Source organism: Mucilaginibacter sp. P1_D10, from assembly GCF_056406215.1.
In genome coordinates this window covers 354,632-372,106 of the sequence record NZ_JBFUAP010000003.1, presented here as the reverse complement: position 1 = coordinate 372,106, position 17,475 = coordinate 354,632, and the positions used below count along the sequence as shown (strand labels likewise).

At 47.9% G+C, this 17,475-nt stretch carries 14 protein-coding genes; 7 read left to right on the top strand and 7 right to left on the bottom strand.

The window, feature by feature from the left end; genetic code table 11:
• Positions 1-5: 5 nt before the first annotated feature.
• The 3 genes from AC1DYT_RS06020 to AC1DYT_RS06010 are packed head-to-tail and all read right to left on the bottom strand — an operon-like array spanning position 6 to position 4,216.
• On the bottom strand, positions 6-911 hold the full coding sequence (locus AC1DYT_RS06020; protein ID WP_477468737.1) for an SdiA-regulated family protein: 906 nt from the start codon (positions 909-911) through the stop codon (positions 6-8).
• A complete protein-coding gene (ppk1, locus tag AC1DYT_RS06015) occupies positions 908-2,959 on the bottom strand; it encodes a polyphosphate kinase 1 (protein ID WP_477468736.1) in 2,052 nt (683 codons plus the stop codon). The genes AC1DYT_RS06020 and ppk1 overlap by 4 nt, the downstream gene beginning before the upstream one ends.
• A 6-nt stretch (positions 2,960-2,965) precedes the next feature.
• The gene (locus AC1DYT_RS06010) at positions 2,966-4,216 is read right to left on the bottom strand and encodes a Pycsar system effector family protein (RefSeq protein WP_477468735.1); all 1,251 of its coding nucleotides are present in this window, start codon (positions 4,214-4,216) and stop codon (positions 2,966-2,968) included.
• 137 nt (positions 4,217-4,353) lie between these two features.
• Between AC1DYT_RS06010 and AC1DYT_RS06005 the strand changes: the two genes are divergently transcribed.
• The 3 genes from AC1DYT_RS06005 (at position 4,354) to AC1DYT_RS05995 (ending at position 8,885) form a co-directional block, all read left to right on the top strand.
• Positions 4,354-5,049 carry a phosphatase PAP2 family protein gene (locus tag AC1DYT_RS06005; RefSeq protein ID WP_477468734.1) on the top strand — a complete coding sequence of 232 codons (696 nt, stop codon included), beginning with the start codon at positions 4,354-4,356 and terminating at the stop codon, positions 5,047-5,049.
• Between the two features lie 231 nt (positions 5,050-5,280).
• Positions 5,281-6,423 (top strand): putative sensor domain DACNV-containing protein, encoded by a 1,143-nt coding sequence (locus tag AC1DYT_RS06000; RefSeq protein WP_477468733.1) that lies wholly within the window; start codon positions 5,281-5,283, stop codon positions 6,421-6,423.
• Between the two features lie 44 nt (positions 6,424-6,467).
• Entirely contained in the window at positions 6,468-8,885 is a 2,418-nt protein-coding gene (locus AC1DYT_RS05995) for a GAF domain-containing protein (protein WP_477468732.1), read from the top strand.
• Here AC1DYT_RS05995 and AC1DYT_RS05990 read toward each other — a convergent pair.
• The 3 genes from AC1DYT_RS05990 to AC1DYT_RS05980 all read right to left on the bottom strand — a co-directional run bounded on the left by AC1DYT_RS05990 (position 8,849) and on the right by AC1DYT_RS05980 (position 11,448).
• Entirely contained in the window at positions 8,849-9,703 is an 855-nt protein-coding gene (locus AC1DYT_RS05990; RefSeq protein ID WP_477468731.1) for a pirin family protein, read from the bottom strand. The genes AC1DYT_RS05995 and AC1DYT_RS05990 overlap by 37 nt on opposite strands.
• Positions 9,704-9,848: 145 nt before the next feature.
• A complete protein-coding gene (locus AC1DYT_RS05985) occupies positions 9,849-10,718 on the bottom strand; it encodes a pirin family protein (RefSeq protein ID WP_477468730.1) in 870 nt (289 codons plus the stop codon).
• A 223-nt stretch (positions 10,719-10,941) separates the two neighbouring features.
• Complete coding sequence (locus tag AC1DYT_RS05980) at positions 10,942-11,448, bottom strand: DinB family protein (RefSeq protein ID WP_477468729.1); 507 nt, start codon at positions 11,446-11,448, stop codon at positions 10,942-10,944.
• Between the two features lie 183 nt (positions 11,449-11,631).
• On the opposite strand from AC1DYT_RS05980, the gene AC1DYT_RS05975 reads away from it, so the two are divergent.
• The 4 genes from AC1DYT_RS05975 (at position 11,632) to AC1DYT_RS05960 (ending at position 14,738) form a co-directional block, all read left to right on the top strand.
• Positions 11,632-13,455 (top strand): M61 family metallopeptidase, encoded by a 1,824-nt coding sequence (locus tag AC1DYT_RS05975; RefSeq protein ID WP_477468728.1) that lies wholly within the window; start codon positions 11,632-11,634, stop codon positions 13,453-13,455.
• 209 nt (positions 13,456-13,664) lie between these two features.
• A complete protein-coding gene (locus AC1DYT_RS05970) occupies positions 13,665-13,829 on the top strand; it encodes a hypothetical protein (RefSeq protein WP_477468727.1) in 165 nt (54 codons plus the stop codon).
• 59 nt (positions 13,830-13,888) lie between these two features.
• Positions 13,889-14,368 (top strand): GyrI-like domain-containing protein, encoded by a 480-nt coding sequence (locus AC1DYT_RS05965; protein WP_477468726.1) that lies wholly within the window; start codon positions 13,889-13,891, stop codon positions 14,366-14,368.
• 187 nt (positions 14,369-14,555) lie between these two features.
• Positions 14,556-14,738, top strand: coding sequence for a hypothetical protein (locus AC1DYT_RS05960; protein ID WP_477468725.1), 183 nt, complete (start codon positions 14,556-14,558; stop codon positions 14,736-14,738).
• A gap of 104 nt (positions 14,739-14,842) precedes the next feature.
• On the opposite strand, the gene AC1DYT_RS05955 is transcribed toward AC1DYT_RS05960, so the two are convergent.
• The gene (locus tag AC1DYT_RS05955) at positions 14,843-17,464 is read right to left on the bottom strand and encodes a T9SS type B sorting domain-containing protein (RefSeq protein WP_477468724.1); all 2,622 of its coding nucleotides are present in this window, start codon (positions 17,462-17,464) and stop codon (positions 14,843-14,845) included.
• Positions 17,465-17,475: the final 11 nt, after the last annotated feature.

Genomic DNA, 17,475 nt, shown 5'->3' with positions numbered 1-17,475 from the left:
CATCATTAGGGTTTCGTGTACTTAAAAAACAATATGTTGCCGCTGTCGAGTTCGTCGCCCTCATTGGAGATATACAGGTTGCCCTTACTATCGAACGCGATACCTTCGGGCTGCAGGAAACCCTTTAAAGGGTAGCTCGCCTGCACTTTCCATTTATCATCTGTAACCAGCAGCAGCTTATTTATAGATGATACGATGAACCATTGTTTGGTGAGCGGGCTACGCGCCAGTGCCGATGGACGGAACTTGAACTTTTTTATCTCGCCCTCACTGTCAACCGTGGTGGCATTTACGGTAAAGTCGCCTGTTTTGGTAATGCTGCCATCGGTGCCGAGATTGAATATATACCCCGAGTTGTTATCGGTAGATTTATCAATAGCGCATTGCTTGCACAGGATATAGAGCTTGCCGCTCTCGTTATCGAAGTGCATGCCCTCATACTCGCCCGGCGGCATCAGGTTTTTTACCTTTTGGCTTTTTATCTGCCCGCCCTTTACTTCCGTAATGGGGAAGCTGTGTAACTCGCCGTCGCTGCGGAGGATAACCGCCTGGCCGTTGCCAACGGCTACGTCTTCGTAATCGCCATGTTTACCAAATTTAGCACTTTTTGGTGTTTTATCACCCGGATGCAGGTAATAGATGTTGCCATTCTCATCCTGTTCGGCATAAATAAGGTTATCGTCGCCCTTGTTAAAGGCAATGCCCGATATCTCCAGCAATTCTGATGGCATCTTATATTCAACCGGCTTGCTTAAATCATAGCCCGGAGGCGATACGGCAACGGCCTCTTGTTTTTCTTTATCCTTTTTATGCTTGCCTTTTTTTTGTTTGCCATCATTTTGGCTACAGGATGCGCCAATGACGCCTAATATGATTACAGAAAATAAAATGGCTACCGTTTTCATGCTCATGGTATTAATACAACCTCTTTTTGGCTTAAGTGCCGATAGATGGCCTGTTGCGACTGTACCGGCGTACCGGTTAATTCCGGCTTAATGTTTTGTAGTTGTTTATTTAACAACACCGCCTGCACATTATCGTTTAGCTGCAGGGCAATTATTTCTGTTAGTTGCTGCTTTATGGCCTCATCATACACCGGGAAACAGACCTCTATGCGATGATATATATTGCGGTTCATCCAATCTGCCGAGCCCATGAATATCTCAGGCTGCCCATTGTTATTGAAGATGAATACCCGCCCGTGCTCCAGGTAACGGTCAACGATGCGTTTGATGCTGATGTTCTCGCTCAGGCCCTTTACGCCTGGTATCAGGCAGCATATTCCTCTGATGAGCAGCGATATATTCACCCCCGCCTGCGATGCCTCGTAGAGCTTATCTATCATCACCTTTTCTTCGAGGTTATTCATCTTAATGGTGATGGCGGCGGGCAGGCCTTGCCTTGCAAAGGCTATCTCGCGGTCTATCAGTTCCAGGAAACGGGTTTGCAGATTAAACTGCGCTACCAGTATATATTTAAAATCGATGTGGTTATCCTCCGTCGGCTTCTCGCGTTTAGCCAGGAACAGGAATAGCAACTCCACCTCGCGCAGCAATTTGGGGTTCGCGGTAAGCAGGATGTGGTCGGTATAGAACCGGGCGGTGCCCTCGTTGAAATTGCCGGTAGCCAAGAGTCCGGTGTAAGCTATGCGCCCGCCCTTGCGTGTCTTTACGAGCGCAATTTTGGCATGCACCTTTAGCGCAGTAACGCTGTAGATGATGTCCACACCGGCGCTCTTCATCTTTTTGGCCCATTTGATGTTATTGGCTTCATCAAAGCGGGCCTTCAACTCTACCACTACCCGCACCTTTTTGCCGTTTTTGGCCGCGCTGATCAAGGCGTTCACTATTTTAGAATCGCTGGCTACGCGGTAAAGCGTTACGCTCATCTCCTCCACATCGGGGTTATTGGCTGCCTCATTAAAAAACCGCAGGATGGTATCGTACGATTGGTAAGGCGCGTTTATCAGCAGATTCTTGCGGACCAATGCATCGGCAATCAATTCATCCGGACTGATATCCTCCAGCATAGCTGCCGGCCATTTATCGTACGCCAAATTTGGCGCGCCAACAGGCAGGGCAAAGAAATCTTTAAGGTTATGGTAGCGCCCCCCTTCCATACTGGTGGGTTTATTAAGGTTGAGGTAATTGCTCAGGCTATCCAATATCCACATGGGCATATCTGCCTGATATAAAAAACGAGTCGCAAAGCCCAGGTCACGTTTGTTGAGTTGCTTTTCAATTTGTTCCGAAAGGTCGCCCGAGTACTCGTCTTTCAGGTCGAGTTCGGCATCGCGGGTAATTTTAAAGCTGTAGCAGTTTTTAATTTCGGCATGCCTGAACAGCTTATCCAGGTTCCAGCGGATAACATCGTCCAGGAAGCAGATGTATTGCAGGCCATCGGCCTTTGCAGAATAAAAGCGCGGCAGGTTATCCGATGGGATATTAATCAGTACCAGCTTATCGGTATTGTTTTCGCGCAGCTCTACTAAAAAATATATCTTATTATTCTCGGGGAAGAAACCGTGGGTAGCATCCAATGCAATGGGCTGCAAAAAGGCCAGCACCTCGGCCAAAAAGTAATTGCTCACCTCTGCCTGCAAAATCTGAGGCAGCGGTTGATTATATATCAGGTTTACTTTTTCCTTACGCAGCAACGGGATAAGCTGGGTAGTGAGTATTTCGCCGAAATGCTGCTGCTGGGCCAGTATAAGTGCCGATGCCTGCTGCAATATATCAGCCTGCTTATCGGCATCTACGTCGCTACTTTTCTTTTCGCCTATTTTTTGGAGGGCACGCAACACGGGCATGCGCACACGGTAAAACTCATCGAGGTTGGAAGAGTATATTGCCAGGAATTTGATACGTTCCATCAGCGGCACGGCCGTGTTTGCAGCCTCGTCCAGCACGCGCTGATTAAAGCCAAGCCAACTCAGGTCGCGATTGAAGTACTTTTGCATAAGCCTTTACAATATAGGTTTACCCGCAAAAAATGCCGACGATACGATAAACGCCAGTACCGAAATGATCAGCCCAAACATAAAAATGTTGTAGGCGATGCGCAGCAACCGGTATTTTTTGCCCAGCACCACGCCCTGCGCGTACACGTCTTTTATCAGGCTACCGTACAAAAAGTCTTTATCGTCCATCATCTTCTCCATCCCGTAGGTATATTCCTCTAAGGTTGCTTTGTAGAAATTGCCAAAAAACAGCAGGTTCACGGTTTTATTATCCACTTCTTCGCGGGTGAACAACCCTTCGGGAATAGATGGCCGCGTGGCCAGGATAGAGAAAGTAATAGCCAGCAGACTGATGGCTAACAGGATAAAGGTAGGGATAACCAAAAACTCGTTCTCACTAAGGCGGCGCAGCACCAAACTGATGATGGCCGATAGAATGATAGAGTTTACTGTTATCATGATATGGGCCTTGTTATCAGCCATATCGCTCAATCGCTGATGGTTGGATGAGCTTATCCTGAACATGGTCTCGATGCCTTTTTTGGGCTCCTCCTGTTTCTCCTTGTCCTTATCTTTGTTCGTTTTGTCGGCTTTTTTTTCGGCCACCACTGGTACAGGGGCTATCCGCGCAGCAGCCTGGTCGCCGGCCTCTTTTTCCTGTGCCTTGGCCAGCTTGCTCTTCAATTCTTCGATGTTTTTGCGCTTGGTGTTGTTCAACAGCACCTGGCAATAATCGGTATGGTATTGGTGTGCCGATAAAAACGCGATGCTTTTGCGCCACCACTCAGCCTTTTTTACCTCCAGGCCATGCAGCGTAGCGCCTTCTTTACGCATCTTTTTATCGGTATCGAAAAAATCGTCGGTACCCAGATGGTACAAATCGGCATCGCAGATTATCTTCTCCAGTAAGCTTAAGGGCGATTGCGGCATGCGGGTAGCCATAATGCATCCTTTTACATCGGCGATATCGTCTTCGGGCAGGCCAATTTTTTTGAGGTAGGCAACGGCCAGTTCGGCACTTTTTTCTTCGTGGTTGTTTATATCCACCATGTAGCCGGTATCGTGGAACCAACTGGCGGCCACCACCACAAAGTAGTCGCGATCGTTCACCTGGTAGTGGTTGGCAATTTCGGTTGCCCGGGCCACAACCGCTTCGGTGTGCTTTTTATCGTGGTAAACAAGGCGCGGATCGCCATGGGTTTTGTAATAGGCCAGCACATGCTCGCTAACCTGTTTTATCAATTGCTGGTAGTTCATAAATAGATGCTGCTATAACAACCCTTACCTAAAATTGTGCACAAACGAATTAGGTGCAAAACAATTTATTGAGTACTTTGCTAACACAAATACACGGTTTGGGATAAATATAAATATTAAAACAAAGCCGTACACCTATGATGAGTTTTTTTTACAAGCGCACGATCAAAATAGCCATAGCGGCACAGTTATTAACATTTTTTGCGGGGGGTACCAACCTATTGGCGCAAACCGTAGTAGTACCCGCCAAGGATACAGTAGCTGCCCTACCCGCCCCAAAACCCAAAGTGGCCGTTGTGGTGCCCAAAGTAGATAACTTCATCCAACGGCTTGACGACCGCACCATGATAAGCCTTGCATTGAACCGAACGCCCGAGGTGACGCCTACCATGCGTTTCCTCTCGCGTAACCTCATGTACGGCAATATAGGCGTGCCTGCGGCCTTGCTGGTAGGCGGCATTATTACTAACGACCGCAATATGCGCGAAAACGCGGGCTATGTGGCCAGCAGCACGGCTATCACCTTTGTGGCTACTTACCTTATCAAGAAACTGGTGGGCCGCCCCCGCCCGTTTATCCGTAATTTAAAGATAGTGCCGGTTTATATCCCCGGCGAAAGCTCGTTCCCATCGGGGCATACCTCTACCAGTTTTTCTACCGCCATGGCGGTATCAAGGGCTTACCCAAAATGGTATGTAATAGCGCCCGCGTTTTTGTGGGCCGGCGGTACGGCTTATTCGCGCATGTACCTGGGCGTGCATTACCCTACCGATGTGTTTAGCGGAGCTATACTTGGCAGTGGCACGGCATTGGCTTTGAAGCCGGCGTTTTAGGGGGGGGGGCTTTTTCTGAACTCGAATTTGGGGGAATTTGAGGAATTTTACAGAAGCATTGTACGCACCGGTCATTCAATTCTGCCCATTCTAAAAATTCCTTAAAATTCGAGTTCAGACAAATAGTCAACCAATAGTCAACACTCCCTCCTAATTAAGTCATAAAGAATATTTTATATATAAAAAGGGCAGTAATTAATTAATTTTGCCTTAACATACTATCTGCCCCAAATGCTATCAGAACCTACCTACTTGCCGGCCCGCATTGTTGCACCTGTTATTGAGGCGCACTTTAAGAAGCACCTGCTTGAAGCGCAGGAGATTATAGGCGTAAACCTGGCTACCGCGCCCGATAGCATGATTATAGAGGCCGTTATCGATATCGGCTTTTGGGCCAGCCTGCGGCGCGAGGAAGGGCATTCGCCAAAGATATCGCTGGCATTGCTCAGCCCCACACAATCCGATAAACCGTTGATATTCGGGCAAAAGCTTAGGCTTACGCCGCAGAACCTGATAAAACTGGCCCCCGCTGTGGAGCAACCCGGCATACATCTGGGCGTTTGGCGAGAGGGCGACGACCTGTTCATATGGGGTACCACGCACAGCATCCCCTCTATTTGTTTCGTATTGGAAGTGGTAGAGCCGGGCTTACTGGTGATCAAACACCGACGGGTAGATGGCTTCGGCAAATTTGTGAACATTGCCGTGTTGCAGGGCGACCAGATAAAGGTGCTTGACGAGGTTACCATGGGCGTAGCCGATTGCCCCGTGCTGCTTAAATCGCTGGCGAATATGCCGCTCCCCTCTTTCATGGGCGAATCGTTCAACGTGTTGGTGCAGTTAGCCTCGTCTATGCGCTTGCATGGCAAGGGCGGCCTGGTGGCTATTGTGCCGGTGGGTACTGATAAGTGGCACGAATCTGTTGTGCATCCTATTAAATACCCGGTTACACCGGCATACAGCGCAATACCAGAATTGCTGTCGCTTAACGATACCGAACGCAAGAAGCGCGAATGGCAGGAATCGCTTTTAGAAGCAATAGACCTTATCGGCGGTTTCACGGCGGTTGATGGCGCTACCATCATCACCAATAAATACGATCTGCTTGCTTTTGGCGCAAAGCTTACGCGTGCAGAAAAAAGCGCCCGCATTGGTCAGATCGTGTTGACCGAGCCTCTTGCTGAAGCAAAGGCCACCAAGGTACACCCTGCGCAAAACGGCGGCACCCGGCATTTGGCAGCGGCCCAGTTTGTTTACGATCAAAATGATGCAATTGCGCTGGTAGCTTCCCAGGATGGGCAGTTCACCGTGTTTGCATGGTCTGTAGAAATGCAGATGGTGCACGCACACCGCATTGATGTGTTACTGTTGTAACATTTTAACTCAACAATTAGTCTACCGTACTGTACTATATATTTATGAATTTAAATGCGTTAGCAGATAGCCCCTTTAGCCTCCATATCTCATTCCATAAGCTGATTGAGCATTACGAGGAACTCGCCGCCCAAACCGGACCGGCGGCCGCTTACGCGCAGGCTATCCTCGAAGAAATAAAGCCCTTTCCCGAACTGCGGAACGGCATCACCAAAAAACATCAAATTATCGACAATACCGAAGTGATTGGCCATCTGCTTGATAACTTGTTCCCCAGGGCATTGACGGATAATGAGATAAAAGCGGTGAGCATCCCTTACCAAGACATTCTTTTTAACCAAACCAACCGCTTCAAAAACATCCTGAAATCGGCCGGGGAAGGATTCGACATCTCTTTCAGGGATTACGACGAACCATCGTTCTACATTATGGCCTGCTGTATTATACTGGATGCCATATATGGTACGCACCTTAATTTTTCCAAGCCGCTTTACTATGATATACCCGATGCCAACGGCATCATTAAGCATTACCGCATATTGTATAATGCCGATTTCCTGGAGATTTCGCCTAATGAAAAAGCTGTTGAGATAACGCCGGAAGACATAACCATGCTCACCGACAATTTCAGTAACATCGACCTGTGGAAAGAAAAATTCCCCATTGGTAGCTGGAATTTGCGGGGCTTCGGGCTGATATCTTTGTACGATGCCACGGTGGAAAGCGCGGTATCCTCATTAAAAGGCGCCTTGCTTGGCCGCGATTCTGCTGAGGTAAACCCTTACGAGAGCATCCTGTCCGTCTTTCGGTCGATATACCGCATCGCTGATTTGCGCGTCGGTTTCATCGAGTTCGACCCTGAGGAACAAGCGTTCAGCCTGCCTAAATTCAGTTCGCAGATCAGCAGTTTCTTTTTGCCGGAAGATATAGAAGAGGAATTTTGTACAGATACCCTTTGCATGAACTCGCTAAACGGCGTAGTTACGGATAGGATTTACTTCGCCGTGGCCGACACGCAGCAACTTTGGGCTAAAAACCCAGGCAGCAAGCTGGCCAAACGGCTTAAGGAACAAAACATCAATAGTTTTATATTGGCCCCGGTAATTAAAGATGGCAAGATGCTGGGCATCATTGAGTTGGTATCGAGCCGTAAAGGCGAGCTTCATAGCGTAAACGCCAACCAACTGGATGTGGTAATGCCGTTTTTAACCGATACCATTGCCCGTAAGGTTTCTGAAAAGCAAAACCAGGTGCAAGCCATTATACAAGACGAATATACCAGCATACACCCAAGCGTTTACTGGAAATTTAAGAAGGAGGTGGATAAGTACCTTTATTTAAAGGCGGAGAAAAAGCCTTACGCCCTTCGCGAGATTACCTTTACTAACGTGTACCCGCTATATGGGCAGGTAGACATCAAAGGTTCATCAGACACGCGGAACAACAGCCTGCAAACCGACCTAAAGAACCAACTTACGGCCGCCATTAACCTGGTAGGCAAGCTGACCGTTTCCACTGGCGTAGAATCATTGGAAAGCGTACTACAGCATTTACGGTCGTACGAAATAGAGCTTGGTACCGCGCTGAAGGCAGATACCGAACAACAGCTGCAAAACTACCTGGACCATTTGGTGCACCCCATATTTAGGGAGGCCCTTGTGCTGGAGGTGCCCAACAGCCCGGCTATAGAAAAGTATTTTGAGGATGCCGACAAGATGGGCGATTTCCACCTGCAGCGGCGTAAGTACGAAACCACTGTGGCTATCATCAACGAGCGCATGGCAACCATGCTGGATCGCTGGCAAACCGAAGCACAAAGCTACTACCCGCATTATTACGAGCGTTTTAAAACCGATGGCGTAGAGCACAACCTGTATATAGGCGAAAAAATCTCCCCTTCGAAACCCTTCGATATGAAGTATGTGTACAATCTGCGCTTATGGCAATTGCAGGTTTTATGCGAAATGGAGCTTGAGCACCACTTTAACCGCGAGATACTGCCCTACCCGCTTGAAGTAACCTCGCTGATATTGGCGTTCAGCCTTCCGCTTTCTATCCGTTTCCGGATGGATGAGAAACGTTTCGATGTGGATGGTACTTATAACGCCCGCTTCGAAATCGTAAAGAAACGCATAGATAAGGCCCTTGTAAAAGGTACTACGGAGCGGATTACGGCCATAGGTAAGCTCACCATCGTGTACTCTAACCATGATGAGGAAGTGGAATACCTCACCTACATACGCTTTTTGCAGATGAAGAAGATGGTGGATGAAGAAGTAGAAATGCTGGAAATTGAGGATTTGCAGGGCATATCGGGCTTAAAAGCCATCCGCGTAAAGGTGTTGTACGATAGTAGCCTGCCATCGAAAAAATGCTACACCTATGATGAACTGCTGGAAGTGATAGACCCGGAAGAGACGAAATATCAAAAAGCCAATGAGCCGAACACGCCGCTTTTATAGTCGGCCATGGCCTGTTCAATTTCTTCGGCGGTATTCATCACGAAGTTATCTTTAGCTGCTACCGGCTCATCTATAGGCTCGGCAGAAAGGAATAGTATTTGGGTATCTTCTTCGGCGGAGAGGATAATTTCTTCGTTGTCTTTTTCAAACACAACCAGGTTGTACTGATTTACAGTCTCCAGGTTTACGCTCAGGCAGCCTTTTACAATGTAAAGCAGCGTCCAATAGCCGGGGGTGGCGGCAATCTGCACGGTTTTGCCTTTGGCAATTTCGCCCACTACCGATATTACCGGGGTAATGCTTTGTAAAGGCCCCGTTTTTCCATCGAATTGCCCGCTTACCAAACGCAGGCTCACGCCATCCTGCTCCAGCACCAAAGGTTGTTGCTCTTTTGTTGCCGATTGATAGCTGGGCTCATCGAATTTATTTGCGGCGGGTACGTTTACCCAAAGTTGCAGCAATTCCTGTGCGCCGCCTTGCGTCGATAACTCTTGCGTTGGCCCCTCGCTGTGCAGTATGCCCTTGCCTGCAAACATCCATTGGGCATCGCCGGCTTTCACGGTTTCGTTATGGCCCGCACTGTCTTTATGGTAACCCTCACCCTGCAACATAAAAGTAACCGGCGCAAAGCCCCGGTGCGGGTGCGGATGGATACGCAGCTGCTGGCCGGGCTCAATTTGCTTCGGCCCCAGGTGATGCAGCACAATAAAAGGGTTGGCGAACCTGAAATCCATATGCGGCAGGGGTTGCCTTACGCTATCTTCCCTGGTTATCTGCTTCTCGCGACCTAAAAGGATGTGCTTTATCTTCTTCTTCATCTTAGTTTTAATTTTACCACAAAGGCCACAAAGTCAGAAGGCACAAAGGGCACAAAGCCCATCCTTTCATTAAATTTAAAGAATTCTATCTTTGTGCACTTTGTGGTTTTCCCTTTGTGCACTTTGTGGTTAACTCACCAACTTATTAGTTCAATATACCGTATTTCCCCGATTGAAACTCCTGTATGGCTTCCATAATTTCCTGCTGGGTATTCATCACGAAGGGGCCATAGCTGGCGATAGGCTCGTTGATGGGTTCGCCGCTCAATACTAAAACAACACTTTCGGTATCGGCTTTGATGCTTATCTCTTCGCCGTCGTTCCTAAACAATATAAAGCTATGCTCTTTAGCCTGTTGCCCATTCACCTCCACGTTGCCATTGATAATCAGCAAAGCAGTGTTGTGCCCTGCGGGTATGGTAAATTCGGCTACGCCATTTGCCTTCAATTTAATATCGAACAGGTTTACGGGGGTAAATGTGCTGGCAGGGCCAGTTGTATTATTATACGTACCGGCAATAACGTTTACGATGCCTGCATCATTGGGTAATTGTACTTTGCCCATTTGGTCGGCGGTAAGGGGCTGGTAACCGGGCTGCGCCGATTTATCTTTTTTGGGCAAATTCACCCAAAGCTGAACCATCTCGAATGGGCCTCCCCTGCGCGAGAATTCCTGTTCGTGATATTCCTTATGGAGGATGCCGGCTCCGGCTGTCATCCATTGCACGTCGCCGGGGTTAATGATGCCGCTGTTACCCGCGCTATCATGATGCGCAACGCTGCCTTTATAGGCAATGGTAACCGTTTCGAAGCCTTTATGCGGGTGCACATCTACCCCACGCAGATGTTCCGACGGGCCAAAATCAAACTCGGCGTTAAAATCGAGCATCAAAAACGGACTGATGCGCTGCTGCGAGATGCCTGCGCCGGGTATCATATTGTAAACCCTGAAGCCGTCGCCAACCATACCTGGCCGGGCGGGGCGTGGGATTATCCTTTCAATCGATTTTTTCATGGTGTGTTTCCTCTTCTTTAGTAATATAAAGGTAGGAGTTGCACCATGCACGCCGAATAAGGTAGGTTAAGGAGAATTGTTAATGTAGATTAAGGGGTTGGTGAGTGGTGGATGGTGAGTAGAGAGTGGTTGGTGCTGAGTAGTTAAGGGTTAGTTAAGCCGAGAAAATTAGCTTAACGCTAAACAACAATGCAACTATTCACAACTCACCATTCACCAAAAACTAATCTACCAACCGCTGGTATATATTCTCTAACTGCCGGGTGTGCCTGATGGTGTGGCAGGCCACAAAATGCAGCCACTCTTGCCGGGTAAACGGCCCGGTGCCGGGCACTTCAAAATCGAGGCATATGTCGGTATCATCCAACGGCTGGGCGGTTTGTTGTATCTCCTCGCTTTTGCCCCGGTACTTGTTTAGCATATCAGCCCTGTTCAACGGTTCTTCGGTTGGTAAAATAAATGCAGGCGATTTCAGCTTGGTGCTGAAATCCAGGAATATATTCTCTATCATGCCGTTTGCGGCATTGGGCTCGCGATTGGCGGGTTTGGTGTTGCCTGTGAGTACCTGCGGCAAGCCGGTTTGCGATTTCAGCATATGATCGGCCACCTGGCCGGCTGTCCAGCTCCCCTCAAAGGGTAAAGCGTTAAACTGCTGCTCGTTAAAAATCGCCAATACTTTCAGGAAGTTATCGGTGGCGGTTTTGTATTCGTTAATGGCTTGCTCTTTCATAGTATTGATTACAAATGTGTTAGTACTTTGGTTTACATGGTAAAGGTACGGCCGTAGTAAAAGCACCGTTAGGTGCAAATACGGCTATTTAGCGGGTGATATGCGACGAAGATTTTATTTTCTCTTCTTTTTGCGAAATGCAAATAAAGCGCTATTTTGATATCATAAACCTTATTGCCTGCCATGAAGAGATTCGCCCTCGCAACTATCTTACTCTCAATCATTTCCACCTTTGCAATTGCGCAACAGAAATACGCCTACGCCGTAGATTTATTGAACATTAAGGACGACCGCGTATCCGTTACGCTTACCACGCCGGCCATTACGCAGGCCAGCACTATATTCTCGTTCCCTAAAGCAATACCCGGCTCATATGCCCGTAAAGATTTCGGGCGCTTCATCGTCGATTTTGAGGCCTTTGATAATGCCGGCAAAAAACTAAAAACCGAGAAGCTGAACAAAAACCAGTACCGCATCAGCAATGCCAACACGCTTACTACCATCAAATACCAGGTTAACGATACCTGGGACCAAAAGCACGACGACTTTATCTTCCAGCCCGGTGGCAGCAACATCGAGGCCGGCGTAAACGTGGTGATGAATAACCACGCTTTTTATGGTTATTTCGAGGACTACAAAAAGTTACCTATCGAAATCACCATCAGCAAGCCCGACTATTTTTTTGCGGCCACTCATCTGGATGTGGAGCACCCCTCGGCGCAGCAGGATCTGATAAAAGCCCGCGATTACGTGTACCTGGCCGATAACCCGGTGATTTATGCCCGGCCCGATACCACTTCCTTTTATGTGGGCAAAAGCAAGATAAACGTGTTTGTTTTTTCGGCCACAGGCAAAGTGAAGAGCGCACAGGTGGCGGGATATCTTAAGCCTATTGCGGCATCGCTGGATAAATTCTTCAACGGCCTGCCGGTAAAATCGTACCAGTTCCTGTATTACTTCGAGGACCCGAAAAAGGCCCTTGCCGACCGCAAGAACGGCGAAGGTGGCTACGGCGCATTGGAGCACAACTACTCCTCGCTTTATTACCTGCCCGAGGTGGAGTACGAAAAAGATTTGGTATCGATGGTGAACGATGTATCGTCGCACGAGTTCTTGCATATCCAAACACCGCTTAACCTGCATAGCTTCGAGATAGAGAATTTCGATTTTACCGACCCTAAGATGTCGGCCCAGTTGTGGATGTACGAAGGCGTTACCGAGTACTTTGCCCACCTGATACAGTTGCAAAACGGACTGGTTGACGAGAAAGGTTTTTTTAAAGAAATGCGCAGCAAGATGAACGCTGCCGAGGAATTCGGTAATTTTTCGATGACCGAAATGAGCAAACGCGTAATGGAGGACGATTTCCAGAAGAAATACAGCAGTGTTTATAACAAGGGGGCGCTGATAGGGTTTGCGCTGGATATGTATATCCGCGACAAAACAGGCGGCGCGAAGGACCTGAAATCGGTAATCCTCACCCTTACCAAAAAATACGGCGCCAGCAAGCCTTTTAATGACGATGATTTCCTGAATGAATTCGTGGCCGCATCGCATCCGGATGTTAAACTGTTCATCGATAAATACATAGTAGGTACCGAAACCCTGCCGTATGCCGAGTACTTTGGCCGCGTGGGTTACGAGTATGCCGCACTGCGCGACGTGCAAGCTTATTATCCGGGTAAGATGGGCTTGAAATTCCAGGACGGCACGTTCCTGTTCGTTAGCGTAGGCGATAACCCATTGAAAGTAAAAGAGGGTGATATATTCAAGAAGATTGACGGCGTGGAAGTAACATCAGACAATTTGGACAGCATTTGGGATGAGTACTTTAACGAGAACACCCAACACCCCGATATTGAGATAACCGTGCTGCGCGATGGCAAGGAAAAAGTGTTGAAAGGCCCCATTTTTAACGGCCACTTCAAAACCAAAAATTATCTTGCGCCGGTTGCCGGCCCAACTGCCCAACAGCAGGCGGCCTTGAACGCATTGGAGGGGAAATAATAGCCGGTGGATGCCACCATAACGGCATCCGGCTTTTGGGAAAATGCTCGATTGATTAATTCTTTGTTAAGTTATTAATTAATCGGAAATACCGCTAAACCGCAACGTATATTTGCATGGTAATTTTAGAGTTTAAGCAGGGCGCTGAAACGGCAGCATATTGAAGGTTCGACCCCTTCCTCTGCATCTGCCAATTAAATCTTAACCATATGCAAATCGATTATACCGTTGTGGCCATTGTTGCCGCAGTAGCCTTGCTAATTATTTTTTTGCTGGTGCGCAAAAACATGAAAGACGAAAAGCAGTTTGAGAGCGACATGAACAAGCAAGGCACCCAACCTGAAAAACATGACCGCGACGAGGACCGGATTTAACGCCACCCATCCATAAATAAATTTCCTATTCTGTAGCGGGTTCGCGAGATTTGCCCGCTATGCAGCCACGTTTCGAAACCCTACCAGCTAAGCTATTCTGCGGCATGCGCATCAATATGTCGTACATCGATAACAAAACCGGCCAGCTTTGGCGCGGTTTTATGCCGCGGCGAATGGAAATAAGCAATACCATAGGTATGGAGCTCTACTCAATAGAGGTTTATCCCGACGCTTTTTTCGATACTTTTAATCCTGCCGCGTCATTTGAGAAATGGGCAGCCGTTGAGGTTTCCGAAACCTTCGATGTACCCGCGGATGTGGAAATCATTAACATGCCTTCTGGCCTTTACGCGGTATTTACCCACTACGGCCCGGCAGTAAACGGCCCCGAAACTTACCGCTATATTTTTACCGAATGGCTACCGACATCAGGCTACCGGATTGCCCACAGGCCGCATTTCGCAGTTATGGGCGAGAAATATAAAAGCGATAGTGCAGATAGCGAAGAAGAGATTTGGATACCGTTGAAAAAAATATAGCATTCGGGACATGCATATAACCACAGTGTAACATTTACCGCCTATTAGCAGACTTAGCCGGGCCAACAAATCACAGTCGCCAAACGTTAAGGGAGCAAAAAATGGCTTCTTTTAAAAATTATGCTTATATTAACCATGCTATTTCCTTAACATATACTTAATAAATAAGAGGCCCGCCTTTATTGATATGGAAGACGTAATTATACAAATCATTGTTACTTGCTTTTTGGTGTTGACGCCTTTGATTGGCCCACGCACCAAACGACGAGAACCCGATTTTAAGACCCAAACCGAAATACATTCCATCTACGGTGTCAATGCAGATGGCAAATTGGAGTTGCTAAAAAAAGAAGACGAGGAGCAGGCGTAATACCCCTGTCAGGCGCAAGGATATCAAAATAAACAGTAAACGGCCACAAGGGAAATCCTGGTGGCCGTTTACTGTTTATATATGCGGTCGTCAGGCCGCCTTTATCAATACTTAATTACCAAATAACCTGTCTTCCGTATCGTATCAGCACCTTTCTTATATTCCAGGGAATAAAAATACGTCCCTGCTTTTTGCAGGTCGCCTTTTGCCGAGTGCCCGTCGAATGCTTTCAGGTAATTATCGTAGCCTGTTGCGCTGTATATCACGTCGCCGTTGCTGTTCATCACCTTTACTGTATTCTGCGGGTATGCACCGATGCCATCGATGGTGAATACATCGTTTGCCCCATCCCCGTTCGGCGACATCCCCTGGTGGATATTTAGCTCCGGCGTGGTGCTTTCTGCCAGTGCGTCCTGCTCTACCAGCATTCGTTTTTGGTTGGTGGTGAGCAGCGTTGCCGGGGATGCTGTAGTGGTTACGTTGGCTGCGTTGTATCTCTCCAGGTTATACATCTCTGTACCTGCTGTGCCATTATATTCGATCACAATAGCGCGGTATGTAGATGACGCACTTAAACCCGAAAGACCTACCGTATTGCCTGTACCGTTATAAACGCAATACCAGCCATTGGTGCCCACCTGGGTGCCCTGGCCAAAGGCACTGTTGGCGTTATAAGTTGTGCCTTGCATAACGTTCAGCGAACCGCTGGTGCCAAGTTTTATGAAAACCGCACGTGCCGAGCCGTTACTGCTTATCCAACTAAGCGTAGTTGATGTTGCTGCCGTGTTACTAAACGCTAAGCCGGTTGCATAGCCCGTTGGAGGTGTTAATGGCGTAGTTACGTTTGCCGGGGCTATCTCCGTTTGCAGGAATAGTGGCTTATCTATAGTGCCTATATATTCCATTACCGCTACGCGGTAGGTTTTGTTGGTAGCCAGCCCTATCACATTAACTGTGGAACCTGTACCATTATAAATACAATACCAGCCTGTTTTATCCACCTGGTAACCCGAGTGGTAACGCACGTTTGAAGAGTAATAAATATCTGCCGGCGATGGCTCACCAGCCGTGGTATCTTTAATGAATACCGCGCGACCTGTGCCGCTGCCGTTCGTCCAGCTTAGGCCCATTGTAGTACCTGTTGCGCTATAAACATTGTTGTACACTATGTTGGTGGCGGGTACACCGGGAAACGGGCTTGTACCGAAGGTATAAACCGCCCCGGTGTAATTGCCATCAGGAGAACCACTATCGTAAGGGTTGCCAACAAAAGCGGTGCTGCCATCTGCAGAAAGCGCAGCTGATGTAGCGTAATAACCTGGTTTCAATTCCGATTTTTTCTCATAGCTACCGCCAACGCGTACATAAACCGTTGCATTATTGGCGATTAACAAAGTGTTACCATCGGCGCTAAAGGCTGCCTCACCATCTTCTTTTATAACCTGCGCCAGGCTCCAGGTGGTACCATTGCGGGTGTATATTTCCGTGGATCCGGCTCCCGGAGAACTCTGGCCCCAGTCAATTTCGGCATCGCGGGTTGCCAGCAGCGTATTGCCGTCGGCACTAAGCCGCACCCGGCTAAACTCTTTTAATATATATTGCGGCACCCAATTATTGGTGTTTCTTGATGTCCGGCTAAATATAATGGTGTAAGGTTTTCTAGTGTACCTCGTATTTTTAGGAAGCCACAAATAAGTTTGCGCAATTAATGCTACCGTTTTGCCATCCGCGCTTATGGCACCCCCTATGCCCGGAGCGGAAGCATTTAACTTTGGATACCCGAAATACCCGAAATATTGGTATCCGGGGAGGCTGGGGCTGGGCACTTGCTTCCAGCCTTCGCTACTGCGGTTAAATATTTTGATGGTATCCACATATGGTTCTCCTCGTTTTGTAAAAGGTGTATCGTGCTTGCCGGCTCCAACTAAAATTGTATTACCATCTGCCGTTATAGACACCGTATTACCAACTGCATAAGACCCATCCCCTGCATTTTTAAGGTGCTCAACCAAGGGGTTGCTCCAGGACCCGTTTACCCTCCGTAAAACCAATACCGGCACAGGGTTAACGGCGGCTCCGCCCATTACTGCGGTGCTACCGTCGGCACTAAGGGCAACACTGGTACTCAATCCGGATGGTGCATATTCTGATCCGGATGGGTCGAAATTTATAATGGGAGAAGCCTGCTGCCAGCGGCCGTTTTGCCGGGTGTAAATTATTACGCCCCCTCCTTCAAAACCATGCCACACCGATACAATTGCCGTATTGCCATCAGCACTCAACGCTACTGCTTTCACTTTGTAATGATAAGTGTCAACATATTCGCTGGCAGCCTCTGTATCCATTATTTTACGGCCCTGCTGTACAGTGGGGTATAGTGTTTCGGTCACTGTGAAATTGGTGGCGGCATTGGTACTGGTATTAACCGTTACCTTGCCGGTGATTGCGCCCGGCATTACAATGCCAACTATTTGGGTGGTGGTTGCCGAAGTTACAATAGTACGCACACCGCCGATAGTAAGTATTGATGCGGATGTAAAACCTATGCCTTTTACGGTTACTAGCGTACCTGCGGAACCTGATGCCGGCGAAAACGAAGTAATAGTAGCACCTAAGGAAGTTATTATGCTTGTGCATAATATAATAATTGTAAACAATGCACTTTTAAATGCGGGCGAGAAGCGATTGTGCAATAGAATTGCGGATGAGGTAAGGTTTTTAATCATTTAATATATTT